At 68.0% G+C, this 25,314-nt stretch carries 26 protein-coding genes; 19 read left to right on the top strand and 7 right to left on the bottom strand.

Annotated features, from left to right (window positions below; genetic code table 11):
- The first annotated feature begins 718 nt into the window (after positions 1-718).
- Positions 719-967 (top strand): hypothetical protein, encoded by a 249-nt coding sequence (locus AB5I40_RS33750; protein WP_067576545.1) that lies wholly within the window; start codon positions 719-721, stop codon positions 965-967.
- A gap of 104 nt (positions 968-1,071) precedes the next feature.
- Here AB5I40_RS33750 and AB5I40_RS33745 read toward each other — a convergent pair whose 3' ends face one another.
- A complete protein-coding gene (locus AB5I40_RS33745; protein WP_370940669.1) occupies positions 1,072-1,830 on the bottom strand; it encodes an isoprenyl transferase in 759 nt (252 codons plus the stop codon).
- Positions 1,831-1,934: 104 nt separating this feature from the next.
- On the opposite strand from AB5I40_RS33745, the gene AB5I40_RS33740 reads away from it, so the two are divergent.
- Positions 1,935-2,609: a hemolysin III family protein gene (locus AB5I40_RS33740; protein ID WP_370934238.1), complete on the top strand. Its 675-nt coding sequence runs from the start codon at positions 1,935-1,937 to the stop codon at positions 2,607-2,609.
- A gap of 122 nt (positions 2,610-2,731) precedes the next feature.
- On the top strand, positions 2,732-3,280 hold the full coding sequence (locus tag AB5I40_RS33735; RefSeq protein ID WP_370934237.1) for an SHOCT domain-containing protein: 549 nt from the start codon (positions 2,732-2,734) through the stop codon (positions 3,278-3,280).
- A 29-nt stretch (positions 3,281-3,309) separates the two neighbouring features.
- On the opposite strand, the gene AB5I40_RS33730 is transcribed toward AB5I40_RS33735, so the two are convergent.
- The 3 genes from AB5I40_RS33730 to AB5I40_RS33720 form a co-directional block, all read right to left on the bottom strand.
- Positions 3,310-5,205, bottom strand: a complete 1,896-nt coding sequence (locus tag AB5I40_RS33730) for an acyl-CoA dehydrogenase (protein WP_370934236.1) — start codon at positions 5,203-5,205, stop codon at positions 3,310-3,312.
- A 59-nt stretch (positions 5,206-5,264) separates the two neighbouring features.
- Positions 5,265-5,819 carry a hypothetical protein gene (locus AB5I40_RS33725; RefSeq protein ID WP_037816711.1) on the bottom strand — a complete coding sequence of 185 codons (555 nt, stop codon included), beginning with the start codon at positions 5,817-5,819 and terminating at the stop codon, positions 5,265-5,267.
- 94 nt (positions 5,820-5,913) lie between these two features.
- Positions 5,914-7,905 (bottom strand): thioredoxin domain-containing protein, encoded by a 1,992-nt coding sequence (locus AB5I40_RS33720; RefSeq protein ID WP_370934235.1) that lies wholly within the window; start codon positions 7,903-7,905, stop codon positions 5,914-5,916.
- 112 nt (positions 7,906-8,017) lie between these two features.
- Here AB5I40_RS33720 and AB5I40_RS33715 point away from each other — a divergent pair, with 112 nt between their 5' ends.
- The 7 genes from AB5I40_RS33715 (at position 8,018) to AB5I40_RS33685 (ending at position 13,528) form a co-directional block, all read left to right on the top strand.
- Complete coding sequence (locus AB5I40_RS33715) at positions 8,018-8,425, top strand: hypothetical protein (protein WP_370934234.1); 408 nt, start codon at positions 8,018-8,020, stop codon at positions 8,423-8,425.
- Positions 8,422-8,712, top strand: a complete 291-nt coding sequence (locus AB5I40_RS33710; RefSeq protein ID WP_370934233.1) for a winged helix-turn-helix domain-containing protein — start codon at positions 8,422-8,424, stop codon at positions 8,710-8,712. The genes AB5I40_RS33715 and AB5I40_RS33710 overlap by 4 nt, the downstream gene beginning before the upstream one ends.
- An 84-nt stretch (positions 8,713-8,796) precedes the next feature.
- Positions 8,797-10,344 carry a hypothetical protein gene (locus tag AB5I40_RS33705; protein WP_370934232.1) on the top strand — a complete coding sequence of 516 codons (1,548 nt, stop codon included), beginning with the start codon at positions 8,797-8,799 and terminating at the stop codon, positions 10,342-10,344.
- 231 nt (positions 10,345-10,575) lie between these two features.
- Positions 10,576-10,977, top strand: a complete 402-nt coding sequence (locus tag AB5I40_RS33700; protein WP_370934231.1) for a hypothetical protein — start codon at positions 10,576-10,578, stop codon at positions 10,975-10,977.
- A 23-nt stretch (positions 10,978-11,000) separates the two neighbouring features.
- A complete protein-coding gene (locus AB5I40_RS33695) occupies positions 11,001-11,588 on the top strand; it encodes a DUF3558 domain-containing protein (RefSeq protein WP_370934230.1) in 588 nt (195 codons plus the stop codon).
- Positions 11,588-12,793: a hypothetical protein gene (locus AB5I40_RS33690; RefSeq protein ID WP_370934229.1), complete on the top strand. Its 1,206-nt coding sequence runs from the start codon at positions 11,588-11,590 to the stop codon at positions 12,791-12,793. Before AB5I40_RS33695 ends, AB5I40_RS33690 begins: the two co-directional genes overlap by 1 nt.
- 21 nt (positions 12,794-12,814) lie before the next feature.
- Positions 12,815-13,528 carry an ESX secretion-associated protein EspG gene (locus AB5I40_RS33685; protein ID WP_370934228.1) on the top strand — a complete coding sequence of 238 codons (714 nt, stop codon included), beginning with the start codon at positions 12,815-12,817 and terminating at the stop codon, positions 13,526-13,528.
- Between the two features lie 20 nt (positions 13,529-13,548).
- On the opposite strand, the gene AB5I40_RS33680 is transcribed toward AB5I40_RS33685, so the two are convergent.
- Positions 13,549-13,884 (bottom strand): hypothetical protein, encoded by a 336-nt coding sequence (locus AB5I40_RS33680; RefSeq protein ID WP_370934227.1) that lies wholly within the window; start codon positions 13,882-13,884, stop codon positions 13,549-13,551.
- Positions 13,881-14,795, bottom strand: coding sequence for a mycothiol conjugate amidase Mca (mca, locus tag AB5I40_RS33675; protein WP_037816719.1), 915 nt, complete (start codon positions 14,793-14,795; stop codon positions 13,881-13,883). Before mca ends, AB5I40_RS33680 begins: the two co-directional genes overlap by 4 nt.
- A 195-nt stretch (positions 14,796-14,990) precedes the next feature.
- On the opposite strand from mca, the gene AB5I40_RS33670 reads away from it, so the two are divergent.
- The 3 genes from AB5I40_RS33670 (at position 14,991) to AB5I40_RS33660 (ending at position 17,020) form a co-directional block, all read left to right on the top strand.
- Positions 14,991-15,431, top strand: a complete 441-nt coding sequence (locus AB5I40_RS33670; protein ID WP_370934226.1) for a DUF4307 domain-containing protein — start codon at positions 14,991-14,993, stop codon at positions 15,429-15,431.
- Between the two features lie 187 nt (positions 15,432-15,618).
- Complete coding sequence (gene greA, locus AB5I40_RS33665; protein ID WP_037816721.1) at positions 15,619-16,119, top strand: transcription elongation factor GreA; 501 nt, start codon at positions 15,619-15,621, stop codon at positions 16,117-16,119.
- Between the two features lie 97 nt (positions 16,120-16,216).
- Positions 16,217-17,020, top strand: coding sequence for an MBL fold metallo-hydrolase (locus AB5I40_RS33660; RefSeq protein ID WP_370934225.1), 804 nt, complete (start codon positions 16,217-16,219; stop codon positions 17,018-17,020).
- Here AB5I40_RS33660 and AB5I40_RS33655 read toward each other — a convergent pair.
- Complete coding sequence (locus AB5I40_RS33655; RefSeq protein ID WP_009083170.1) at positions 17,004-17,474, bottom strand: Lrp/AsnC family transcriptional regulator; 471 nt, start codon at positions 17,472-17,474, stop codon at positions 17,004-17,006. The two genes, AB5I40_RS33660 and AB5I40_RS33655, sit on opposite strands and share 17 nt — an antisense overlap.
- Positions 17,475-17,595: 121 nt before the next feature.
- On the opposite strand from AB5I40_RS33655, the gene hppD reads away from it, so the two are divergent.
- The 6 genes from hppD to AB5I40_RS33625 all read left to right on the top strand — a co-directional run bounded on the left by hppD (position 17,596) and on the right by AB5I40_RS33625 (position 25,289).
- A complete protein-coding gene (gene hppD, locus AB5I40_RS33650; RefSeq protein ID WP_037816724.1) occupies positions 17,596-18,795 on the top strand; it encodes a 4-hydroxyphenylpyruvate dioxygenase in 1,200 nt (399 codons plus the stop codon).
- A 198-nt stretch (positions 18,796-18,993) separates the two neighbouring features.
- On the top strand, positions 18,994-19,551 hold the full coding sequence (locus AB5I40_RS33645; protein ID WP_370934224.1) for a YbaB/EbfC family nucleoid-associated protein: 558 nt from the start codon (positions 18,994-18,996) through the stop codon (positions 19,549-19,551).
- Positions 19,552-19,580: 29 nt separating this feature from the next.
- Positions 19,581-19,886: a type VII secretion target gene (locus AB5I40_RS33640; protein ID WP_370934223.1), complete on the top strand. Its 306-nt coding sequence runs from the start codon at positions 19,581-19,583 to the stop codon at positions 19,884-19,886.
- On the top strand, positions 19,886-23,851 hold the full coding sequence (locus tag AB5I40_RS33635; protein ID WP_370934222.1) for a hypothetical protein: 3,966 nt from the start codon (positions 19,886-19,888) through the stop codon (positions 23,849-23,851). The genes AB5I40_RS33640 and AB5I40_RS33635 overlap by 1 nt, the downstream gene beginning before the upstream one ends.
- The gene (locus AB5I40_RS33630) at positions 23,851-24,408 is read left to right on the top strand and encodes a hypothetical protein (protein ID WP_370934221.1); all 558 of its coding nucleotides are present in this window, start codon (positions 23,851-23,853) and stop codon (positions 24,406-24,408) included. Before AB5I40_RS33635 ends, AB5I40_RS33630 begins: the two co-directional genes overlap by 1 nt.
- Positions 24,405-25,289 (top strand): immunity 49 family protein, encoded by an 885-nt coding sequence (locus tag AB5I40_RS33625; RefSeq protein ID WP_370934220.1) that lies wholly within the window; start codon positions 24,405-24,407, stop codon positions 25,287-25,289. Before AB5I40_RS33630 ends, AB5I40_RS33625 begins: the two co-directional genes overlap by 4 nt.
- Positions 25,290-25,314 lie beyond the last annotated feature (25 nt).

The following is a 25,314-nucleotide window of genomic DNA, read 5'->3' as shown; positions in this document are numbered from 1 at the left end:
ATTCGGGCGAGATCGAGGCTTTCTCCGGCGCCGAAGCACCGGTCGAAGAACGGCCTGAGGCCTTGCGGGGTGAACGCTGCGCAGTCACGACGGCATCTCCCTCGAGGGCGTGTGCACCCCACGCCCGCACTCGCTGGGCCGGGCACCTCCCTGGCTGGGTCCGCACTCCCTGACGCTGGCTGCGTCAGGCGGCACGGCCACGAGGGCCGGGTGCCGGCCCCCTCGTGCATCTCGTGGGCGGCTGAGCCGCCCCCTCGATCAACGCCACGACCAGGGCCTCCCGCGAGGACCCGCACGGAACGCGAGCCCTCTATCCCGGAAGGTACCTACGTCCGCCCCGTCGTGCAGGCAGCCACACAGGTGATTCGCCGATTCGTCATCCCACCGTCGGTCGCCCGAAACAGAGTGTCCACAGTGCTCACTCAGCGTCACCGGGTCCGGCGATCAGGGGGTCGCACAGACGGCTGATCATGGAAAATTAATCACCGAGTGCAGGCAATTCCCAGGTAAAGGGCCTTGTACCACGGGCAAGACCGGAATGCATTTCGCGTCCTGGACACTGAACCGGACCGAGTGAACTGGGCCTTCAAGCGCTCACACAATGGGCGTACGCACCATTCGCTAGAGGCCATTCGAGGGTAATTTCCTTACTGCGGGACACACCACCGGAACACTCCGGTGCCCCGAATCCCAGTATCTCTACCTAGGAGTGTGCGAAGTGCTGAAGAAGGCTGGAATTGTCGCCGGTGCCGCCGCGGGTCTGATGATGATCGGCGGGACGGCGTTCGCCTCCCCGGCCGCGACCCAGGGCGCTCCGGACCCGACGTTCGGCGACGCCTACGCCACCTTCATCGAGGGCGGCGGCGCGCTCGGCTACGGCGCCGCTTCGCTGGTCGCCGGCGCCTACACCGGCGTCGCGCTGACCCCGGCGCTGGTGGCCCACTCGATGGAGCACCACCACGGCTGAGCCGTCTTGCGCGAAGGCCCCGGAGCCCGGCTCCGGGGCCTTCGCGGCGTTCGCGGCCGGGTCGACCGGCCCGGCTGGGTGGGTCCGCCGGGCCGGTTCGCCGCTCAGACTCCGAACCGGCGATGCCGCCAGGCGTAGTCGCGCATCGCACGGAGAAAATCGACGCGCCGGAATGCCGGCCAGTAAGCCTCGGTGAACCAGAATTCCGAATGCGCGGACTGCCAGAGCAGAAATCCGGAAAGCCGCTGTTCACCCGACGTTCGGATAATCAGCTCCGGATCCGGCTGGCCGGATGTGTACAGATGTTCCGAGATGTGGTCGACATCGAGGATTTTCGCGAGTTCGCGAATCGAAGTGCCCTCGTCGGCGTGCTGCAGCAGAAGCTTGCGGACGGCGTCGGCGATCTCCTGCCGTCCGCCGTAGCCGACCGCGATGTTCACCTCCATGCCCGAGTGGTTCTCGGTCCGCGCCGCGGCGGCGGTGAGCTTCTGCGCCACCTCGATCGGCAGCAGGTCGAGCGCGCCGACGATGCGCAGCCGCCACGGCGCCTCGGCCCCGGCGAGTTCGTCGGTGACGTCGGTGATGATTTTCAGCAGCGGCGTGAGCTCGTCCGGATCGCGGTTGAGGTTGTCGGTCGAGAGCAGCCACATCGTCACGACCTCGACCTCGGCCTCCTGGCACCAGCTGAGGAAGTCGGCGATCTTCTTGGCCCCGGCGCGATGCCCGTCGGCCACGTCGGCGAACCCGGCCTCGCGGGCCCAGCGGCGATTGCCGTCGAGCATGATCGCGATATGCCGGGGATGTCGGCCCGCCGACTGCTGGATCAGTCGGCGGCTGTAGACGCTGTAGACGACGTCGGACATGAAGGACCGGAGGCTCACGTCGCCCGAGCGTACGCACCCCTGGAGCAAGGGTGTGACGCGCCACGGGGGCTGGCGAAAAACCTACGGCCCCGTAACCTTGGGGCGTGAGCGTGAAGACCGAGCCCCCACCCGTCCCCGAGGACACTCGCCCCCGGCTGCGCGGCCATATCCACTTCTGGTCGTTCTTCGGCGCGGTCGCCGGAGCCGCCACGCTGATCAGCCTCGCCGCGGCGACGGTTTCCCCGGTAGCCGCGCTGGCGACGTCCATCTACGGCCTCACCGTGCTGGGCGTGTTCGGCGTGAGCGCGCTGTATCACCGCAGGCTGTGGAGCCCGCGCGCGTACAAGTGGATGAAGCGCGCCGACCACTCGATGATCTTCCTCTTCATCGCCGGCACGTACACGCCGTTCACCCTGCTGGCCATGTCGAAGCCGACCGGATACATCGTCCTGGCCATCGTCTGGGGCGGTGCGGTGCTCGGGGTGGCGATGAAGATGCTGTGGCCGCACGCGCCGCGTTGGCTAGGGGTGCCGATCTACATCGCGCTGGGGTGGGTCGCGGTGTTCGTCCTGCCGGAGCTGCTGAGCCATGCCGGGGTCGCGGCTTTGGTGCTGCTTTGCGTGGGTGGGCTTTTTTATACGGTTGGGGCGGTTTTTTACGCGGTCAAGTGGCCTAATCACTGGCCGGAGACGTTTGGGTACCACGAGTTCTTCCACGCGTGCACGGTGTTGGCCGCGGTGTCGCATTACATCGCGATCTGGTTGGCGATGTACTCCTAGCCGGGGTCCCGGCAATTGCCCTTCTCCGTGCCGTGACGGGCTTGTCGCCGCATGGTGGACAGATCGGACACGGGAAGCGACAGTAGGACTCAGTTCACCACTCCCGGGAGGACTGAGTGCCGATGACCAGCGACGTACTGTTGTTGCAGTTCAAGAGCCATATCGCGGGCAAGAACGCCACGGTGCAGATCTTTCCCGATCGCGTTGAATGGGAACGTCCTCGCGGCGTCAGCGGCGGCAAGCTCACCGCCGGCCTTCTCACCTCGGGCGTGTCACTGCTCGCGACCGGCGTCCGCTCCGGCAGGGCCGGCACCGAGATGATCCCGATCAAAAACATCTCCAGTGTCACGACCAAACGCGATGGCTTGCGTTTTACCGCTGTCAAGGTCGTTACCAGCGGAAACACCATTGATTTCCGGGTAGGCCACAACGAAGCGGGGCCGATCAAGGACCTTCTCACAGAGCTGGTCCTTGGCAGTCATCCGAGTCAACAGGCACCCGCGTCAAGTGAACCGGCTGTCGCGGCCCCGACAACAGAACCGTCCGATACACCGGCTTCCGCCACCAGCAGCCTCGCTGCTGACCTTGAAAAGCTCGCCGAGCTCCGCGAGCGCGGAATCCTTACTGACGAGGAATTCGCCATGCAGAAGTCCCGTCTGCTCGGCGGGTAGAGCAGTCCACACCGCAAACCGAAGCTGACTCAGCCGTTCAGCATCGGCGCGTCCAGGAACTGCTCCGGAACCGCGAACCCATCCACCAACGTCCGCGCATGCGGCCGCAGCGCGCCGCACAGCGCATTAACCGCCGCAGTCACCGCCTTGGAACGGCTTGCTGAGATGCGGCCGTGCTCCAGGAACCAGGCGCGGTCTGCCTCGATCGTCGACAGTGCGTACAGGTCGCAGAGCCGCGAAAGAAGCATAGCCGCATCCGGGTCACTGCAGCTGGAGACAGCGCGAGCGAAGGCGTCGAGAATCAAGCGGTCCACGTGTACGCGGCCAGCAAGCAGCACATGATCCTGTACGGAGTTGAAGACGCCGAAGGGATCCGAAGCAGCCCCGCGGAGACGGTTGGCCACACCGCTCAACACGTGCTCTTCACGATCCTCAAAGAGACGCTGCTGCCACTCACGATCGAAGAGCACTGAAGCGTCGTCAGACTCCGTAAGGCGCTCCAGGAACTTCCATGCGGCCGAGCGTTCCTTGACTGTGTCCACCAGCTGCTCAGCGACGAACCGGGCAGTCGACAGGGGGCTGAGGTCCTCGAAGTGTTCCTTGTACTGCGTCAACAAGCCCTTCGCCACCAGCTGCAACAACACAGTGTTGTCGCCTTCGAAGGTGGTGAAGACGTCCGTGTCGGCCTTCAAACCGGCCAGCAGGTTCTCCGCGAGGTAACCACTGCCGCCGCAGGCTTCGCGGGCCGTTTGGATGGCCGCGGTCGCGTGCCAGGTGTTCGCAGCCTTCAGGCCAGCGGCTCGGGATTCCAGTTCGCGTTGTTCTTCTTCGGGTGCATCGGCGGCGATGTCGTGCAGGGCGGCGACCAGCTCTTCTTGAGCGAAGTGCAGAGCGTAGGTCTTCGCCAAGGCTGGCAGCAGTTTCCGTTGGTGGCCCAGGTAATCGAGGATGACCACCTCGTCACCGTCCGGGCGCTGGAACTGCCGCCGCTGGTCGCCGTAGCGGATTGCCAACGTCAGGGCGCGCTGGGTGGCGCATCCGGCGCTGCCGCCGACGCTCACGCGGCCTCGGATGAGCGTGCCCAGCATCGTGAAGAACCGGCGGCCGTCGCTTTCGATGGGGCTCGTGTAGGTGCCGTCCTCGGCTACGTCGCCGAAGCGGTTCAGTAGCGCTTCCCTTGGCACCCGGACCTGATCGAAGGTCAACCGTCCATTGTCGACGCCGTTCAATCCTGCTTTTACGCCACAGTCGGCGATGGTGACGCCGGGAGCCGGAGCACCGGAATCGTCGCGGATCGGGACCAGGAACGCGTGTACGCCACGGGATTCGCCGCCGGTGATCAGTTGTGCGAAGACCACCGCGAGTTGTCCGTCGCGGGCGGCGTTGCCGATGTATTCCTTGGTGGCACCGGGATCTGGGCTGTGCACGACGAATTCGTGCGTCGAAGGGTCGTACGTCGCGGTGGTGTGCAGGTGCTGGACGTCCGAACCGTGGCCGTGTTCGGTCATCGCGAAGCAGCCGAGCAGGTCCAGATTCATGATGCGGCGCAAGTACTTCTCGTGGTGTGCCGCGGTGCCGAGCAGCTGCACCGCACCGCCGAAGAGGCCCCATTGCACGCCGGCCTTGACCATCAGCGACAGGTCGCCGTAGCCGAGCATCTCGAACGACATCACCGAACCGCCGACGTCGCTCAAGCCGCCGTACGCGGCGTCGAAGCCGAGCGCGGGGCGGTCCGTTTCAGCGAGTTTCCGCAGCTGGTCCAGCACCTGGACGCGGTGCGCCTCGACATCGAGACCGATCGTGTCCCGGAACTTCTCCGTGCTCATCTGCGCGCGCACGTCGCGCTTCAGCCCGGCCCAGCGTCCATCGAGGACTGCGGTCAACGCGTCCGGGTCCACTTTCTCAGGCACAGCAGGGACGTCCACGAGTTCCTCCGATACAGCAGGCTGCCACCAGCCTGCCGCAGCGGAGGAAGTCCCGCAGCTCAGCCCAAGTCGGGCCCCTTCGACCGCAGGTCGTCGACCTTGGTCATCGCCTCGCGCAACTCGGTCAGCCAGGTGTCCGCGTGCTCGCCGACCAGCCGTACCGCCCAGGCCAGCGCCTCGGACCGCGACCGCGCGACGCCGGCGTCCACGAGCGTGTCGAGGACCAGCCGTTCGGGTTGCCGCAGCCGGGTCATCACCGGCACCGACAGCGTCGTGAAGTGCACCGTCGTACCGCCCAGCTTCGCGCCCCACGCCACCTTGCGCTGGTAGCGATGCTCGGCCTGCCGGGCGATTTCGATGCGCTCGTCGCGAGTTTCCTCGCGGAACCGGCTGATCCGCCCGTCCTCGGCGGCCGCGCGAGCCGCGTCGTCGGCGTACTCGCCGGTCAGCGCGGGCAGTTCGCCCACGATCAGGATCTCTTCCCGGTCCACGGTGATTTCCGGGTCACCGGTGAACCAGCCGTCCGGGAGCCGTCCGCCGAACCACGCCGCCGCGTCGTCCGCCGACGGCGCCTCGGCCTGCTGCCAGCCCCGGCCTTTCCAACCTCGCCCCATGACGTCCACCATCCTTGATTACATGATTACGTCACTACTGAAGCTACGCTGATTCCACTCAGATGGGTACCGCGTTCACCAGGGGCGGAATTCGTCAGAGCTGGGCGATGAGCTGGTCCGCCGCGGTCACCGGGCGCTCGCAGACGTAGCCGCGGCAGACGTACGCCGCTGCTTCGCCGTCGACCAGCGGCCGGTCGGCCAGCAGCGGGACACCGGACGCGTCCGGCTCGCCGCCGAGCACGATGCCGCCGCCGTGGATGTGCTGCGCGGCGGCGGTAACGAGCGCCGCACGGTCCGTGCCGACGACCGCGACCTGCACCGGTCCGGACTGCGCCGCCTCCGCCACGGACAACCAATGCCCGGCGAAACGCGGCACCCGCGCGGCGAGCAGTCCGACGCGACGCAACGCGAGTTCAGCAGCATCGCGGTAGCGCGCCGCCTGGTCCGGCCCGGCCAGCGCGGACACGGTGAGCAGCGCGCCAGCCAGCGCCGAGGCACCGGATGGGCTCGCGTTGTCCGTCGGATCGGACGGGCGCTGCACCAGGACTTCCGCGTCGTCGGCGGTGTCGTGATACGCACCCGGCGCGGAGTCCGACGCGAAATGGGCCAGTGCGACGTCGAGCAGCCTGGTCGCTTCGATGAGCCAGCGAGGTTCGCCGGTGGCCTGGTGGAGGGCGAGAAGACCGTCGGCGAGGCAGGCGTAGTCCTCCAGCACACCGACTGGGGTCCCGACCGCGCCGTCCCGCGAGCTGCGGCGGAGCCGTCCGTCCACGAGGTGCAGGTCCAGCAGCAGCGAGGCCGCGTTGCGAGCCAGCTCGATCCATTGTGGACGCTCTAGCGCGACGCCCGCTTCTGCCAGCGCGGAAATGGCGAGACCGTTCCACGCGGCGACTACCTTGTCGTCCCGGCCTGGTTGCGAACGCTCTGCCCGTGCTTCGAGCAACGCTTGGCAGACGCGCTCGAATCGGTCGAAGTCTTCTGGATCTGTGCGCAGTTGAAGGGTCGATGCGCCCTCTTCGAACGTGCCCTCTTCGGTGACGCTGAAGAGTTCAGCCGCCCACGGGCCGTCCTCGCCGAGCACCTCGTTGAGCTGCGCGGGAGTCCACACGTAGGTCAATCCCTCGACGCCTTCGGTGTCCGCGTCGAGCGACGCCGCGAAACCTCCTTGCGGCGTAAGAAGATCGTGCTCGAGGAACCGGACGATCCCCTCCGCCACCCGACGCGCCGACGCCGAACCACGGCGCGCGAGATGCGCGTACACTCGGAGTAGCAACGCGTTGTCATACAACATTTTCTCGAAGTGGGGAACGATCCACTCCGCGTCCACGGAGTAGCGCGCGAACCCTCCGCCCAGCTGGTCGTGAATGCCGCCGCGAGCCATCGCGTCCGCCGCAGACTCGGCGAGCGCCAGGGCCTCCGCCGAGCCCGTGCGCTCATGGTGGCGCACCAGGAACTCCAGCACCATGGACGGCGGAAACTTCGGCGCACCACCGAAACCGCCGTGCGCCGAGTCTGCCTCCTGCGCAAGTTTCGCCACTGCCTGGGCTAAAGCGTCCGCGTCGACAGCCGATTCCTTCAGCGGCCCGCTCTGCTCGGCAAGATGCCCGACGATCTGTTTCGCGCCCTCGCGCAGGTCGTCCGGCCGTTCCTCCCACGCCTCCGCGACCGCCACCAGCAGCTGCGTGAACGACGGAATCCCGGGCCGCGGCGCGGGCGGATAGTAAGTGCCGCAATGGAATGGCTCGCCCTCGGGCGTGAGAAAGCAGGTCATCGGCCAGCCGCCCTGACCGGTCATGGCCTGCGTGGCGGCCATGTAGACGGCGTCGATGTCCGGCCGCTCCTCGCGGTCGACCTTGATGTTGACGAAATGCGCGTTCATCAGCGTCGCGGTGCCTTCGTGTTCGAAGGACTCGTGCGCCATGACGTGGCACCAATGGCAGGCGGCGTACCCGACGGACAGCAGAATCGGCACCCCGCGCCGGCGCGCCTCGGCCAGCGCTTCCGGTCCCCATTCCCACCAATCGACCGGGTTCCCGGCGTGCTGCAGGAGGTACGGGGACGTCGCGTCGGCGAGGCGGTTCGACATGGTGCCGAGTGTGCCTCATGCCGCCGGAGACCGGTCCCGTCCCTGCGGTAACCATAGTTTCCAACTTGGAAAGTACCTGCTACTTTGGCAGGTACTGGACAGGGGGCTCGCCGTGGACAGAACCGCAGCCGAGCAGGCGTTGCGCACTGCTGAATCAGCGTCGTCGAAGGTGCTCGCACAAGGCCGGTGGCATCCGAAAGCGTTGCTGGCGCTCGGCGCGCTCGAAGCGGCCATCCTGCTGACCGGCGGTCTCGCGAGCGTGGGGATGCTGCTCATGCCGGGCAGCCTGGCGCCGCTTTTCGTGTTCATCATTTACTCGGCGACCCGTCCGGTGGTCGGTCGTCACCAGCGTGCGCGGTACGCGATCCTCGGCGTGAGCGTCGGTTTGGTCATCGCGATCGCGGTCCCGCTCGGGCAAGTCAGCTTCGCCGGAAACCCGGCCTGGTGGGTGCCCGCCGCGCTGTTCAGCGCGATCCCGTTCGTGCTGGCCGCCTGGTTCGAAACACGCGGCCGCCGATGAGTCACCCCAGGCTGGCGCTCGACCCGGTGATCCACTCGCCGGTCCGGTTCTCCATCACCGCGAGCCTCGCGGCGGTCGACGAAGCCGATTTCGCATCGGTCCGGGACGCGGTGGAAATCTCCGATTCAGTGCTGTCCAAGCAGATCTCGAGACTCGAAGCGGCGGGGTACGTCGCGGTGCGCAAAATCTTCGTCGGCAAACGGCCGCGCACCTGCCTTTCGCTGACGCCGCAGGGCCGAAAAGCGTGGAACATCCACGTTCGCGCCCTTCGGGAGATTGCCGGTTGAAGAACCGAGCATTCGCGGAGAAGTCCGATGAATACGACGATCGGCCTTTGTCGCGCGGCACGAAGATCGCTAGAGTCCGCTCCCATGAAGCGATTCCCTCGCGCAGGCTCGATACTCCCCGTCGCCGCGATCGCATTCATCGGATGTCTTGGTTTGTCCGGTTGCAGTGTCCATGCGGCATCAGCGGCACCGAACTGGATCACCTTCGCCAACGGCCGCCTCGCCTACGGCACCGACGCGCAGGGCAACCGGATCCCCGACTTCTCCCGCGTCGGCTACCGCAATGGCGACGCTCAGCCGCCTGAACTGCCGGTCGCGGCGACCATCGGGCCGCAGTCGTCCGGCGACGACACCGCGCGTATTCAGCAGGCCATCAACCAGGTCGCGAACAGCGGCAAGCCGGGCGCGGTCCTGCTGACAGCTGGCGACTACCGGCTCGAAGGAACTCTGCAGATCAGCGCCAGCAACGTCGAACTGCGCGGCGCGGGCAGCGGAGCGAACGGGACCAAGCTGGTCGCGGCGGGCAAACTGCACACGCTGGTCACCATCGCCGGAACTGGTTCGCGCACCACAGCCGGTTCGGCGGTCCCGGTCACCAGCAACTATGTCCCGGTCGGCGCGGATCAGCTTGACGTAAGCGATGCCTCGTCGCTGCATGTCGGCGACCACGTCATCGTGCAGCGGCCGCAGGAACAGGCGTGGATTCACGCGATCGGCATGGACAAGATCCCGCCGCGGCCGGACGGCACTCCGAGCAAGCAGTGGACGCCCAACGCCGGTCTGCAGTTCGACCGGACAATCACCGCCGTCAACGGCAAAACCGTCCGTTTCGACGTGCCGCTGACCAACGCGCTGGAAAGCCAGTACACCCACGCCACCGTTACTCGCTACTCGTATCCCGGCCGGATCAGCGGCTCCGGCCTCGCGCATCTGTCCGCGGACGGCGCCGAGTTCGAGCAGGATCCCGCCTGGCATCACGACGGTTTCTTCAAGTCCCAGCTGGTTTCCGTGGACACCGCGCAGGACAGCTGGGTCGACGACGTGGTCGCGGACCATTTCGGTTCCGCCTTCGGAATCGGCCAGAACGCGCTCCGGGTCAGCCTGCTGCGCACGTCGTCCCTCGACGAGTCCGTCCCGCAGGACATCCACGACCAGCCCGCCGCCTACACCATCAGCGGCCAGGAAACCCTGGTGCGGCAATGCACTGTCACCGGCAGCAACCTGCACGCCTGGGTCACGCAGGCGAGGGTGCCCGGCCCCAACGTGGTCAGCCGCTGCACCGCGACCAACACCGGCTCCCGCATCCTCGACGCCGGTCCGCACCAGCGCTGGGCCAGCGGCACTCTCTACGACGACCTCACGATGAGCCCGCCGTCAGGACATCTCCAACTGTCCGACCGGCAGTGGATGGGCAGCGGCCAGGGCTGGGCGGGCGCGAATTCGGTGCTGTGGAACTGCGGCGTCGGCTCGTACCTCGTGGAAAACCCGCCGACCGCGCACAACTGGGCGCTCGGCTGTACCGGAACGCAGAGCAAGCCGCAGCCGGGCCACCGGAGCGGCGAGATCGGGTCGGCCGGCAAGCATCTGCCGCCGGAAAGTCTTTACGACGAGCAACTGGCTGAACGGCACTGACGGACCTCTGCTGCTGTCTGCCGGTTAAGACATTCGAGTGATGCTTGCTGTTGGCGGCGGGACAGTCGCCCTGCTCAGGTCTGCAAACAGCGAACTCGACTGCGAGTTGCAGTTCGCATTTGCAGACAGGCTTAATCTCGGCGACTACAGTAACTACCCGGCTCCACAGGGTGACGAAAACACCTGGGCCCAGCGGACCCGGGACGGTCTACGCAAGGGGAGGCGTACATCGTGGCCGACAATCATCAGTCCAACCTGCCTCCGGCCGGGAGGTATGGCGGTCCGTCGATCGAGACGATGGCGGTCGCGCCGTTGCTGGGCGACGGGTATTCGTACGACAGAGCGACGCTCGAAGAACTGTCGAAACTTTACGAAAGCCTCGCCGACAAATACCGCAACGATCAAGACCGAGCGGTCATTATCGCGCGAACACAGCCGCCCGGGCTGGATTTTTCCAGCACGGACAACGCGGCTATTTTCCGAGGCTCCGGAGAGGTCCTGCGAGGATCGCTGGAGCAATGCCAGCGGTACTGCCGTGATCAGGCCGCCAAATTCCGTGCGGCACTCAAAAAGTACACGGACGCCGAGGAGAAGCACTCGGCCGAAATACACCAGGCCGGGGGAAGCCTGTGAGACGTGCGCTGGCGCTCACCCCCTTGGCCCTGTTCGCCTTCGCGGGCTGCTCGAGCAGCGCCCCTGGGCAAGCCGTTCCGGCCGAGCGCACAGATCGGCCGGCGCCGAGCAGCGCTTCGGCGGATCAGGTGCCCGGCCCTGGCGTGCCGAAAGTCCACAACCCCCTCGACATCACCAGATTCAAACAGAACCCCTGCGATTCCTTGACCGCGCAGCAAATTTCCGGCTTGCTCGGTGACGGAGCCCGAATCAATCCGGACCCGCACGGCCCTGGCGGGCCTGGCTGCGGCTGGTTCTCCCAGGCACAGATCGTGATCGTGTTCCCGAACGTCGACAAGCTGGGCCTGACCTCGGTCTATCGCGCCAGAGGCGGCGCGTACCCGTTCTTCCAGCCCCTCGCCCCGGTCGACGGGTACCCCGTCGTCGCCTACGGCACGGCCGATCTGCGGGCAAGACTCGGCGAATGCAACGTCGCGTTGGGAACCAGCGACCGCGAAACCCTCGACGTATCGATCTCCCAATCACCAGCGCACAAAGGCGAAAAGGATCCGTGCGAATCCGCCCGCGGCGTCGCTGAGCAAGCACTCGGCAATCTGCGAGGAGGACGCTGATGGCCGGTCGATCATTGACCCCGGCGGAAATCTACCGGCAGGTCACCGGCGGGCAAGGTCCCGAATCACTGGGCGAGACTCAGAAAGCCGCCGAGGGCCTTAGCCAAAGCCTGCTGGAGCGGGTCGACGAAATCGCCCGTATCGCGGAGAAAGTGCGGGCCGGGTGGCACGGAGCAACCGCCGAGGAAGCCGCGAACTCGGCTGCTCCGCTGATGGCCGCAGCCGCGGCCATCAGCACAAACCTCGTGTTCGTCCAGAACGCGGCGGACGGCCAGCTGTCCGCTTTTCAGACCGTCAAGAACACGGTGAAACCGGTCGGCGACCGGCCGGAACTCACCGTGCAGGACGTGTACGACTCGCTCAGCGGGAAGCCTGGCTACTTCGGCAAACTCGGCCAATGGCAGGCCGACGCCCAGCACAACGTCGACGCCTACACCGGCTATCACGCGACGACCGGGACGAACTCCGATCACATTCCGGCTCGCTACGCGGAGCTGAGCGACACCGGTGCGTCCGTCGACCTCGCCAGTGCCAGCACCCCGCGGAAGCCGGTCACCGGACCCGGCAAGCCGAGCGGCAAACCGCCCGACGGCCGCCATCGGGGCGTCATCGAGCCGCCTTCGGACGTGAAACGACCGGCACCGGAGCCCGTCGGCTCAGTTCCGAAACCGCGTGAGCCGCTGCCCGAGGCAGCCAGCGATCGGCCGGAGAGCCACCCGGGCAGCCACCGGCCGGAGGCGACGGAAAGCAGGCCCTCGGCGGTTCCGCCCGAAGCGACCAGACCGCCGGACTCGACTCGCATCAGCTCGTACCACCTCAGCTCGCCCGCGCTGCCGCCCGGATATCAATTCGGCCCGTCGGGCCAGCCGATCAACCCTCTCGGCCCCAACGGATTCGAGGGACTGGGCAGCGGCTGCGTCGGCACCGGACCCGGTGGCGGCGCGGACGGCGGGCTCGGCGAGGGAAACCGAGTCGGCGCCCGCGCACCCGGCGAATCGGTGCCGACGCGCGGCAGCACCACCGGAAACCCAGGCACAGCAGGAAAACCCGGCAACCTGGTCGGCAGCGGGATACCCGGCAAAAACAGAGAAAACGACAAGGAGAAAACCGCCCCGCCCTACCTTCGGGAAACCGATCCGGACGTATTCGCCACGAACGACCTCAAGCCGACGCCGCCGGTGCTCGGGGACCGACCGGCCCGCTAGGCCGTCGGCAAGGAGTCAGCGGTGCGCGCGACCGAGCTGTCCCTCGACGCCCTCCTCGGCGCGCTCCGGGACGCCGGGTTCGACGAGCCGCATCCGGTGTTCTCCGGGCGCCTCCGGTTCACCACCGAGCGGTTCGACGAAGCCGTTCGGGAAGAGCTGGCCTGGCTGGGCTTGCTCGAACACGGACGGTTCGTCGACGATTTCGAAGACGTGCTCTATGCGCTGGGCCGCGCCGACACCGAGTACGTCGCCCACGTCGAAAACCAGGACACTCGTTACGGCGTGCTGGTCGCCGTCCGGGGGCGGACCGGGGTGAAGGCGTTGTGCTCCGGCGACCGGGTGCGGCTGAAGGTGCTCGACGGAACCCGCACCCCGGCCGGTGCGCTGGTCGCGAGCCTGCCGCGGTACCGGCCGGCCCAGCTGAGCGCGTTCTCCCTGCCCCAGGAGGACTTCCAGGCGGACCTCTCCGACGACCGCAGCGCCGCCGCCCGCGCGGTCGACGCGCTGTTCCAGCAGACCTGGTTCGGCGTCGGCGAGATAACCGTCGCCGTGCGCGAACCAGCCCGGCCAGGGCGCGCGGAAGCCGGGCCGCTGAGCTACCTCGACCTCACCGACGGCCGCGTCGCGTTCGAGGTGTCCGGGCCCGAGGCGAACCGGTACATCACGGTGCTGCCCGGCGAGGACAGCCTGCTCACGGACAAGATCGCCGCCCTCCGCGACGGGCTGGCCGGGTAGCTCCGGCCCGCCGCCGGAGGTCAGTCGCTCTTCTTGGCCGCCGCCGCGTCCGGCTTATTCTCCGCCGCCGGTGCCTCCGGCTCCTCTTCGGCCGTCTCAGCCTCGGCCGTCTCGGTCTCCGAACCGGCCTCTTCCTTGTCGAAGGACTGCGGCACCTTCTTCAGGTGCTTGCTCATCGACCGGACCAGGAAGACGACCGCGACCAGGAACAGGATCAGCACCAGCAGGCCGACCGGCGAGGACTTGCCGAAGTCCTCGCCCTGGCCGCCGTTGTCCCCGCTGTCCGGCTGCTGGGCCAGCACCAGCGCCGACGCGGTGAGCGGGACGACCGCGACGGCCGGCACACCGAAACTCATGGGCTCACCTTCTCCTTGATGCCTGCGAACAGATCGTCCTCCGGCAGCGTGCTGTCCACCAGGGAGCGATTCAGCTCGTACTCCTCAGTGGGCCACACCTCGCGCTGGATCTCCAGCGGAACGGCGAACCAGCGGCTGGTCGGGTCGATCTGCGTGGCGTGCGCCTTCAGCGCCTCGTCGCGCACCTCGAAGTATTCCCCGCACTCGATCCGGGTCGTCACCCGCTCCATGATGTCGGCGCGGTTCGGGTCCCAGGACTTGAGCCACTCCTCGTACGGCGACTCCAGCCCGGCCTCCTTGAGCGCGGTGTCGAACGCCACCATCCTGGCCTTGGAGAACCCGTGCATGTAGTACAGCTTGAGCGGCTGCCACGGCTCGCCCGCCTCCGGGAACCGCTCCGGGTCGCCCGCCGCGTCGAAGGCCGCCATCGACACCTCGTGCGTGCGGATGTGGTCCGGGTGCGGGTAGCCGCCGTTCTCGTCGTACGTCGTGATGACGTGCGGGCGGAACTCGCGGATCACGCGCACCAGGGCTTCGGTGGACTCCTCCAGCGGAATCACCGCGAACGAGCCCTCCGGCACCGGCGGCAGCGGGTCGCCCTCGGGCAGCCCGGAGTCGATGAAGCCCAGCCAGCGGTGGCTCACGCCGAGGATCTTCGCCGCGCGCGCCATCTCTTCGCGGCGGATCTCGGTCATGTTCGCCAGCACGTCCGGCCGGTCCATCGCCGGGTTGAGAATGCTGCCCGCCTCGCCCCCGGTGCAGGTCACGACCATGACCTCGTGCCCGTCGGCGACGTATTTGGCCATGGTGGCGGCGCCCTTGCTCGACTCGTCGTCGGGATGGGCGTGCACCGCCATCAGGCGCAGTCGCTGCTTGCGGTCTTCTGTTGTCAGCTCGTCGGCTCCCACCATGGTCCGAACGGCCCTTTCCTGTCCTGTTATTCCGTGACACCTGGTTGCGCCGCGGTAAACCGCCCCGGCTCCGCGCCGCCGGAACGGGTCGCGGATACTCGACCAGGGTGGTGCCCCGGACCGGCCGCACTGCCTATTGTCCCCAGGGGTACGACAAGTTTGACCGGAGGCCCGGATTTGCAGAGCGGGGAGACCGTGACCGCCGAGGGCGACGCCGTGCCGGCGCGGCCCGCGGACCGGTACGGCACCGCGGGCAAGGGCAAGCCGTCGAAGCGCTGGCGGAGGTGGCTTTTCGTGGCCGTCGCGCTGGTCGTGAGCGGCGCGATCGGCTGGATCTACTACCTCAATCTCGGCAGCACCCCGATCGAGGCGGAGCGCATCGGCTTCAAAGAGCTGCCGAACGACGCGATGGAAGTCACCATCAACGTCACGCGGGACGACGACAGCAAGCCCGGCGTGTGCGTCGTCCGGGTGCGCGACAAATCCGGCGCGGAAAGCGGCCGCCGGGAGGTGCTGGTCCCCGCCGGGGCCGGCCACAGCAGGGTGAACACAGTGGTGAAGAGCATCGGAGCCCCGGTGACCTCAGACGTGTTCGGCTGCTCGTATTCCATACCACGCTATCTGTCAACCCCGTAGCGGCCAACGGAGTGAAATGCGCGGCGAGCGTCCGCGCGGCGTGAAATGGACCGGCGTCGACCTGTCCTGCCGTGATACGCTCGTACACCAGCACGGCCCCCGACGGGCCGTGTTTTTCCTTTATCTCAGCCGCGTGCGTACGCGGTGGCCGGCTTGTACACCCAAGCCTGGCAGGCCCTACGAGGAGATGGTGACCGTGAGCGACACCAAGGTGACCTGGCTGACCCAGGATGCCTACGACAGGCTCAAGCACGAGCTCGACGAAATGATCGAGAATCGTCCGGTCATCGCCGCCCGCATCAACGACAGCCGCGAAGAGGGCGACCTCAAGGAGAACGGCGGCTATCACGCGGCCCGCGAAGAGCAGGGCCAGGCCGAAGCCCGGATCCGGCACCTGCAGGAACTCCTGCGCAACGCGAAGGTCGGCGAGGCTCCGGACGACGACGGCACGGCCGGCCCCGGCAAGGTGCTCACCGTCAAGTACGACGGGGACGACGAGGAGGAGAAGTTCCTGCTCGCCACCCGCGAGGAGGGCGCCGAGGGCGCGCTCGACGTGTACTCCCCCGAATCGCCGCTCGGCAAGGCGCTGCTCGGCGCCAAGGAGGGCGAGTCCCGCGAGTACGAGCTGCCGAACGGCAAGACCATGAAGGTCACCCTGGTCAAGGCGGTGCCCTACAGCGAGTCCTGACTCGTTTCCGCCGAACGCGCGCCCGCCCGGATTTCCGTGGCCCGGCGCGCGTTCGGCGGTCTAGCGTGTCTTTCAGCAAAACCACTGGAGGACACCGATGAACACCCGACCGCTCTGCCTGACCTGCGGGACGCAATACGCCGCCCCGCGCGCGGACTGCCCGATCTGCGAGGACGAGCGCCAATACGTCCCGCCGGGCGGGCAGCAGTGGACTGATCTGGCGGCGCTCCGCGCGGACGCCGACCTCAAACCGCGCGTCGAGGAGCAGGGGCCGGGTCTCATCGGCGTCGGCTCGGATCCCCGGTTCGCGATCGGCCAGCGCGCGCTGCTGGTCCGCGCGGAGAGCGGCAACTTCCTCTGGGACTGTTCCGCTTACCTCGACGACGAGCTGATCGGCAAGATCACCGAACTCGGCGGAATCACCGGCATCGCGATCAGCCATCCGCACTACTACACGACGATGGTCGAATGGGCGCACGCCTTCGACGTCCCGGTCTACCTGCACGAGAACGACCAGCAGTGGATCGGCCGTCCGGACCCGTCGATCCAGCTGTGGACCGGCACGACGCTCGACGTCTCGCCGGATCTCCAGCTGATCAACCTCGGCGTGCACTTCCCCGGCGGCACCGTCATGCACTGGCCGGCCGGCGAGGAAGGCCGCGGCGCGCTGCTGACCGGCGACATCGTGCAGGTCATCCCGGACCGTACGCACGTCGCTTTCATGTACAGCTACCCGAACCTCATCCCGGAGCGGCCGAGCGTCGTACGGCACGCCGCGGAACTGTTGGAGCCGTACGCATTCGACGCGCTCTACGGTGCGTGGTGGGACGCCGTTGTGCGTACGGACGCTCATAACGTCGTACAGCGCTCCGCGAAGCGCTATCTCACGTACGTGTCCTAGCCGTTCGTTCGAGCAACGGCCGCACTCGCGGCGGCACTGGTGTCGACAACGCGATCGAAGTCGACGTACGCAAAACATCGGGCACGCCAACCACTTCGTCGATGACGCGTTGCAGATCGTCGTTATCGCGCGCGACAAGGCGTACGAAGAGGTCGCCTTGTCCGGTGGTGGCGTGCACTTCGCACACTTCGTCGATCGCAGCCAGTGCCTCCGCGACGCCGGCGCGTTTGCCCTGCGCGATTTCCAGTACGGCGAACGCGGTGAGGCTGTATCCCATCGCGGCCAGATCGAGTTCGGGCGGGAAGCCGCCGAGGATGCCGCGTTCGGTCAGGCGGTCCAATCGCGCCTGCACGGTGCCGCGCGCGACGCCGAGCCGGCGCGCGCATTCGAGCACGCCGAGGCGCGGCGAGTCGGTGAGCAACAGCAGCAGCCGCGCGTCGAGCGAGTCAAGCACCGGTTTTCTCCCTGCGCAGGTTGTCCAAGATGACCGAGCTTCTCCAGGATAAGCTGAACACATTGTCCAGCTGAAACGGAAACCGTTGCGCAGCTTGCCGGGCGCAACTCATGCTCAATGCATGACCTCCACGATGGATCCGCACGGCGCACTCGACGACGTCAGCTATGACCAGCTCCGCCAGCTCGTCGGACTGGTGGACCACGACGCCTCGACCGACCCGTTCCCGGTCAAGGCTCTCGACGCGGTGGTGTTCATCGCGGGCAACGCGACCCAGACCGCGTGGTTCTACCAGGTCGCGTTCGGCATGCAGCTGGTCGCGTACTCCGGTCCCGAGACGGGACAGCTCGACCACAAGGCCTTCGTGCTCAAGTCCGGCTCCGGCCGCTTCGTGATCACCGGCGGCGTCAAGCCGGACTCCCCGCTGCTCGACCACCACCGCCGCCACGGCGACGGCGTGATCGACCTCGCGCTGGAGACCACCGACGTCGACAAGTGCATCGAGCACGCCCGCAAGGAGGGCGCGACGATCCTTGAGGAGCCGCACGACGTCTCCGACGAGCACGGCACGATCCGCCGCGCCGCCATCGCGACCTACGGCGAGACCCGGCACACGCTCATCGACCGGTCCCGCTACAACGGCGTCTACCTGCCCGGCTACGAGCCGCGCGAGGGCACCGTCAAGCGGCCCGAGGGCGCGCCGAAGCGGCTGTTCCAGGCGGTCGACCACTGCGTCGGCAACGTCGAACTCGGCAAGATGGACTACTGGGTCGACTGGTACCACCGCGTCATGGGCTTCGTGAACATGGCGGAGTTCGTCGGCGACGACATCGCCACCGACTACTCGGCGCTGATGAGCAAGGTGGTGTCGAACGGCAACCACCGGGTCAAGTTCCCGCTCAACGAGCCGGCGATCGCGAAGAAGAAGTCGCAGATCGACGAGTACCTCGAGTTCTACGAGGGCGCGGGCTGCCAGCACATCGCGTTGGCCACCAACGACATCATCGCCACCATCACCGCGATGCGCGAGGCGGGCGTCGAATTCCTCGACACCCCGGACTCGTACTACGACGACCCCGAGCTGCGCGCCCGGATCGGCAAGGTGCGCGTGCCGATCGAAACGCTGAAGGAGCACCGGATCCTGGTCGACCGCGACGAGGACGGCTACCTGCTGCAGGTCTTCACCAAGCCGATCGGCGACCGGCCCACCGTGTTCTACGAGCTCATCGAGCGGCACGGTTCGCTCGGCTTCGGCAAGGGCAACTTCAAGGCCCTGTTCGAGGCCATCGAACGGGAGCAGGAGCGCCGCGGCAACCTCTGATCCGCTTCCTCCCTTCCCCGGCCCGTCCGCGAGTTTCGCGGACGGGCCGGTTTTTATTACGGCGCGCTACCGTAAGTTCGCGTACAGTAGTCATCAACACATGGGGAACGGCGTCGCGCGGACAAATCGGAACCGCGCGGAACCGACGGGGTCGCGCGTCCGTCATTCTGGAGAAGTCACCGTGGAGAAGGGGGCCCGATGCCCGACAGCATCGACGCCAGCGAGCAGATGGTCGAGGGCTGGACGAAGCAGCTCCAGCAGACCGCTGCCCGCTATCAGGCGATGGCCGAGCGCATGCAAGGCCAAACCGTCACCGAGCGGTCGAAGGACGGTGCGGTCGAGGTCACTGTGGACGCCAAGGGTCTGCTGAAGAACCTGGTGCTCGCGGACTCCGCGGCAGGCAAGAAGATGGCCGACGTCTCCGCCGAGGTGATGCGGCTTGTGCAGCGCGCGCAGGCCCGGATCCCGGAGCTGTTGCAGCAGGCCGCGGCCGAAACCGTCGGCGGCGACCAGACCACGGAAACGCTGGTGGCCGACGCGCAGCGGACGTTTCCCGCGCCGCCGGCCGAGGAAGAGGGCCAGCCCGAACCCGACCGGGTGCGCCGGTTCCTGCCGGAGGACGCCGAAGAACCAGGCACCACGCCACCCGCGGCGCCGCCGCGCCCGGCAGCCCCGCCGCCACCGCCTCAACAGCAACGCCGCCGCCGGAGCTCGTCGGACGATGACGACGACTTCGGCGGATCGATCCTGTCCTGAGTCCAAGCCGTTCCAGGGGAAGAAAAACCATGGCACCCAGGGGTTATGAGATCGGCGGCGATCTCGAGGCGCACGCCCGTCAGCTCGACGGGATCGCGGACGGGCTGAAGCAGGCTGTCGACGCCGCGAACCAGGTCAGCATGCCCACCGACGCGTACGGCATTCTCTGCCAGCCGTTCCGGATGATGCTCGACCCGGTCGAGAACTACGGCATCACCGCACTGCAGAACACCGTCACGGCGATGGACGCGCAGGCGCAGAAGGTGCGCGACGCGGCGAAGGCGTACGACAGCTACGAAGGCGAAGCCGCCGGTTCGATGAAGGCGAGCGACTGATGCCTGACGCCAATCCGCTGGTCGTACAGTCCAAAAAGGACGGAGACGGGCCGGGGCCGTTCACCGAGGGCAACGGCGACTACGGCTACGCCACCGGCATCAACATCGCCGAATCGGCGACCGACGCGTTCAAGGGAATCGCGGACGGCGACTGGGTTTCCGGCGGCCTCGGCGTGGCGAGCCTCGCCGGCGAGATCGCGGGCGCGGCGATCGACCCGTTCGGCTACCTCATGTCGTCGGTGGCGTCGTTCCTGATGGAGCACGTGCAGCCGCTGAAGGACATGCTGGACTCGGTCGCGGGCAACCCGCCGGTGATCCAGTCCTATGCCGACACCTGGGGCAACGTCGCGAAGTCGTTGCAGGAACGGCAGAAAGACCTCGAGAACGCGGTCAAGACCGGCACCGCGGAGTGGAAGGGCGACGGCGCGGACGCCTACCGGAAGTCCGCGGCGGAGGCGGCCGACGCGATCGGCGGCGCGGCGACGGTCGCGAGCGCGATCGGCACCGTCACGATGATCATGGGCCAGGTCGTCGCCTTCGTGCGCGGACTGGTGCGGCAGCTCATCGCGGATCTGGTGGGCAAGCTGATCTCCTGGGTCATGGAGGAGGTTTTCTCGCTCGGGTTCGGGACGCCGCTGGTGGTCGCGCAGGCCGTCACGGCGATCTCCAAATGGGGCGAGAAGATCAGCGAGCTGCTGACGAAGCTGTGCGAGACGATGCGCCGCGTTTCGCCGCTGCTCGGCAAGCTCGCCGAGGTTTTCACGAAGATCATCAAGGTGCTGGGCAAGCTGGCCGGCAAGGTCACCGGCCTCGACGTGATCAGCACGAAGAACATCAAGGCGGGCGGCTTCTTCCACCGCGGCGGCTCCGGCGGGGGCGGCGGGGGCGGTGCGGGCGGCTCCGGCGGCGGTCACCACGGCGGCTCCGGCGAAGGCGACGCGGACCCCGGTTCGCCCTCCGGGTCGCGCCGCTCGAACGGGTCGGACGGTGCTGACGGCGACGGCCCGAACAGCAGCCACAACAGCTCGGACAGCTCCGACGCGCCCGGCGACCACTCGGGCGATTCCGGCAGCAACAACGGATCCGACAGTCCGAGCAGCGACAGTCCGTCTTCGCCGGGCGGTTCGCATTCCTCTTCGCCGGACGGCACCGGACCGTCCACAATCGACACTGCGACGTCGTCGACCCGGCGTGGTTCCGACAGTCCCGGCGGGAGCCACCACGACTCCAGCCCGTCGACGTTCGCCGGTGATTCGAGCCCGACGTCTCGCGGCGGCGGAGACAGTCCCGCGGACAGTTCTTATTCGCCGCAAAGCTCTTCGCACAGCGATGCGCCGTCCTCGGTCAGCGCGCCGCCGAGTACTTCCAGCAGCGCTCCACACTTCGGCGGGTCTTCATCGGGCGGCGGCACGCATTCCGGCGGCAGCGAGCCGAGCCCGCATCACTCGAGCAGCAGCGATTCGACGTCGGCGAGCGGGTACGCCCCGCCTCGCGCGGACGCGCCTGCTCCGCAATCCGCTCCCCCGCAACACATCCGCTCGAACGACGGGGGCGGTTCTTCGCCGAATCAGAGTCCGGCGGGCGGCGGAATTCCGCAGCAGGGCGGTGGCGGCAGCCCGACCAGCGCCCCGGCCGGCGGCGGCAGTCCGGCACCCCGGCCCAGCGGCAGCGGCTGGACCGGAACGCCGGGGACGCGCGCTCCCGACGTGGCGCCGAACCGAGTACCGGACGGCGGTCCTTCGGGTCGGCGGCCGAGCAGTGGCCCGAGCCCTTCGGACGGTGGCGGGCCGAGCCGTACTCCGGATCGTTCCGGGCCTGGGCCGCAGCGGCCCAGTGACGGCGGTTCTTCGCCGCGACCTTCGGAAGGCGGTTCGTCTCCGCAGCGCACTGGCGACTCCTCCCCGCAGCGGCCTTCCGAAGGCGGTTCGTCTCCACAGCGCACTGGCGACTCCTCCCCGCAGCGGCCCTCGGAGGGCGGCGGTGGTTCTTCGCCGCAGCGTCCGGCGGATTCGTCGAGCGGCGGCCCGCAGCGCCCCGGCGACGGCGGCGAAGCCGGGCAGCCCAAACGTCCCGGTACCGAGCCAGGTCTCGGCCGTTCGGAGCCCGCACCGACGTCCGGCGGCGGATCGCCCTCCTCGGCGAACCGCGGGTCCGGCGACGGCTCCGCACCCCCGGCCGCGGCGGCGGTCGCGACCGGTCCGGGAGGAGGCCAGCGCGGCTCGGAGGCAGGCGGTGGCGCGCGGCGTCCCGACGGCTCCCCCGAGCCCGTGGCCCGCGGCGGTGCGCGTACCGACGCGCCGGCCAAACCCGGCGAAGCCAGCGGTCCACAACGGACCGGGAAAGAATCCCCGGCGCAGAACGGCAAACCGCACGCCGACGAGTCCGGGAAGCCGAAGAACGGCGACAAGCCGGGGAACACCGAGCCGAACAAGAAGCCGGGGCAGCACGAGGACGCTGAAAGCAAGCCGGGCAACGACAAGCCCGAGCCCAAGCCGGACCACGCCGACCCGGAGCACCACGATCCGAAGCGCCCCGACTCGGACGGGTCGAACCACCACGACAACCCCGACCACGACGGCACCCCGCCGCACCACGAGGAGCCGCTGTCGCCGGACGAGGTCAACCACCGGCACGCCGAGGACACCCCGGCGGGCAGCTCGTACCACCGCAGCGACCCCGAACTCGGCGACCTGCCGCACCGCGTCCAGCCGGACCCGGACGGGCGCTACACGGTGGACGTGCACGTCACCGCGGACGGGCACGCCCGCATCGGCGACCGGCTGTACACGCCGGAAGAGTTCGCCGACATCCTGCGCCGCAACGGAAACTACGACGGCCGGCCGATCCGGCTGATCGGCTGCGACGCGGGCTCGAACGATTTCGCGCACCGGCTCTCGCGCGACCTCGACACCGAGGTGATGGCGCCGAGCAAGCCGGCGTGGACCGACTCGAACGGCCACGTCTTCTCCTCCGACTACGAGATCGGCCCCGACGGACGGATGCGGCCCCGGATCCCGCCGGACGGCGAATGGTCGGTGCACCATCCCGACGGCACGGCACACCGCGTCGGCGACGACGGTTTCGCTCCGGACGGCAAGCACCACGATCCGCACGACATCGATGCCGACAGCGCCGCCGACCGCGGGCAGCCGCCGTTCAACCAGGAAGAGCGGGACCAGGACGTGCGCGATCTCCGGCAGGAGAACCGCGACCGCCGCGCCGAGGGCCTCGACGACGTGCGAGAGCTGAACGGCAACCGCAACCCGCTCACCGACGACGTACGCCGTCCGCACGAACGGGCCCTCACCACGGCGAGGTTCCGCGACGCGAACGGCGAAACTGTCGATCTCTACAGTTTCAGCGGGAAGACCCACGACTGGGCGCCGGCGAAGGACGGCCCCGAGTGGCCCAAGTCCGAGCGGTTGTTCGGCACCAAGGACGCCGCTCCGTACCGGCCCGAACTCGGCATGCCCGACCCGGAGGGCAAGTTCGGCCGCACCCACGACTCGGAACCGAAACTGCTCGAAGAAATGGTGCGGCACAATTTCGCGTCGCGTTCCGGACTCGACCGCAGCGAAATCGACGACATCGTCAAGAAGGAAATCGAGAAATCCCGGCGCGAGGAAGCGGCATACCTCAAGAACAACCACGAAAACATGTACCGCGAAGGACTTCGCGGCGACACGGCGCGAGCCCGGGACCGAATGGACGGCGCCCTCGAGGAAATCAACCGGCGCGGTGCGGAACGCGCGCACCAGGCAGGGAAGCCCTACACGCCGGTCACGCGCGAAGATCTCAGCGGCGACCTGCGGATGGTCGTGGACCTGCCGTCGACCAAGCGGGACATGATTCCGAACGAGTACCAGATCTGCGACTCCTGCACCGATGTTATCCTGCAGTACAAGCAGCTTTTCCCGAATGTCCGGGTCGAGGTCGTCAACCTCGCCGGTGAAAGGTTGATGTGATGACGGCGTCTCCGGGCGACGGCGCGGAACTGGTTCGCGCGATCTTCGCCGGTGCGGTCGAAGCCGGTTTGCGCGCGGAATCGGTGCGCGGCGCATCAGATGCCGAGATCGACGCGATGGCGGAAGATCAGCGCGCCCGCGCGGTGCCGACCGCGGCAAGGGAAGTGCTGCGCCTCATCGGCACGACGCACGGCTTGTGGCTGCCCGGCAGTTCGCTGGGCGTGCAAGCGGTGCGCGGCGAGGCCAAGAACCACGCCGCCGCCACCGCGAACGCGCAGAACGCCGAACTGTCCGATGTGGACGGCGCGCTGGTGCTCGCCGCGCACGGCGGGTACACCTACCACGTGGTCGACGGGGCAGACGCCGACCAGGACGATCCGCAGGTCTGGCTGCTCACCGAAAACGAGCCCGCCCGCGTCGGATGGCCCTCGGTCAGCGCGTGGTTCAAGGCCATCACGCCGGACGTCGAGCGTTACCGAGAGCGGCTGGAGATCATGCGCGAGACCGGTTCCGACTTCCTGCCGCCGTGGGCGCAGGACATCACCGCCGGCGGATGACCGTGCCGCTCGCAGACCAGCCGACGCGGGGAACCGCCGTCCCCAGGCATTCCGTCGACGTCGCAGGCGCGTGGAAGCAGATCGAGAAGCTGTCGCCGCAGGTGGCCTTCTACTTCGACTACATCACGCAGGACACCAGCGCGCTGGCGAACGTCCTGCGCCGGGAGCTGATGCTCGGGCAGTACCGCAGCGTGGTCGACCCGGACGCCGAGGACCCGGACACGTGGGGCGATCTCGCCCTCGCCGCACAGGCCGCGGCCGCCGCCTTCACCGCGGCGAACGCGCCGGAAGGCCAGGAGGTCGACGCGGTGATCGGCCGTCCGCGGCGCTTCGCGGCCACCGGCCCCACCGAACGCACGGATCCGGGCGCGTGGCTGACCGCGGCGTGGCTCGCCGTGATCCAGCGGGACGACGTGCTGATCCAGCAGCTGGCAGCGGTGCCGCTCGACGTGCTGCGCGCCTCGGGCATCGAGCATGACGCCTACATGTACCCGTGGGTCGAGACGCTGCAGACCTTCCTCGCGCACCGCGAGGTCACCCCGGAGATGTTCCTGCCCGCGATGGACGGCACCGACCCGGACACCGCGCAGTACACGCCGCCCGCGGCGATGCTGCAGCTCGTGTACCCGCCGATCCGGATGTTCTACTACGTGCTGCGCCGGGACACTGAGAAGTTCGCCGAAGCGTTCGCCGCCGCGCTGGAACGGCACCGCGAATACTGGACCGCCGAGGACCGCGCCGACGATCCCGGCGGGTTCCTCGCGCTGGCCCCGCTCGCGGTGGCCGTGCTCGCCCGTTCGGTGGGAATGACCTTCGACGTGCAGTCTGGTTACACGCCGGCCAACCTGCTCGCGGGCATCCGCCCGCCGCGGAACAGGTGATCGAAATGACGCGTCCGCCCGGCGA

Origin of the sequence: Amycolatopsis sp. cg13 (assembly GCF_041346965.1) — a bacterium.
Taxonomy (GTDB): Bacteria; Actinomycetota; Actinomycetes; order Mycobacteriales; family Pseudonocardiaceae; genus Amycolatopsis.
The sequence above is the reverse complement of the archived record's forward strand: the minus strand, read 5'-3'. Positions and strand labels throughout refer to the sequence as shown.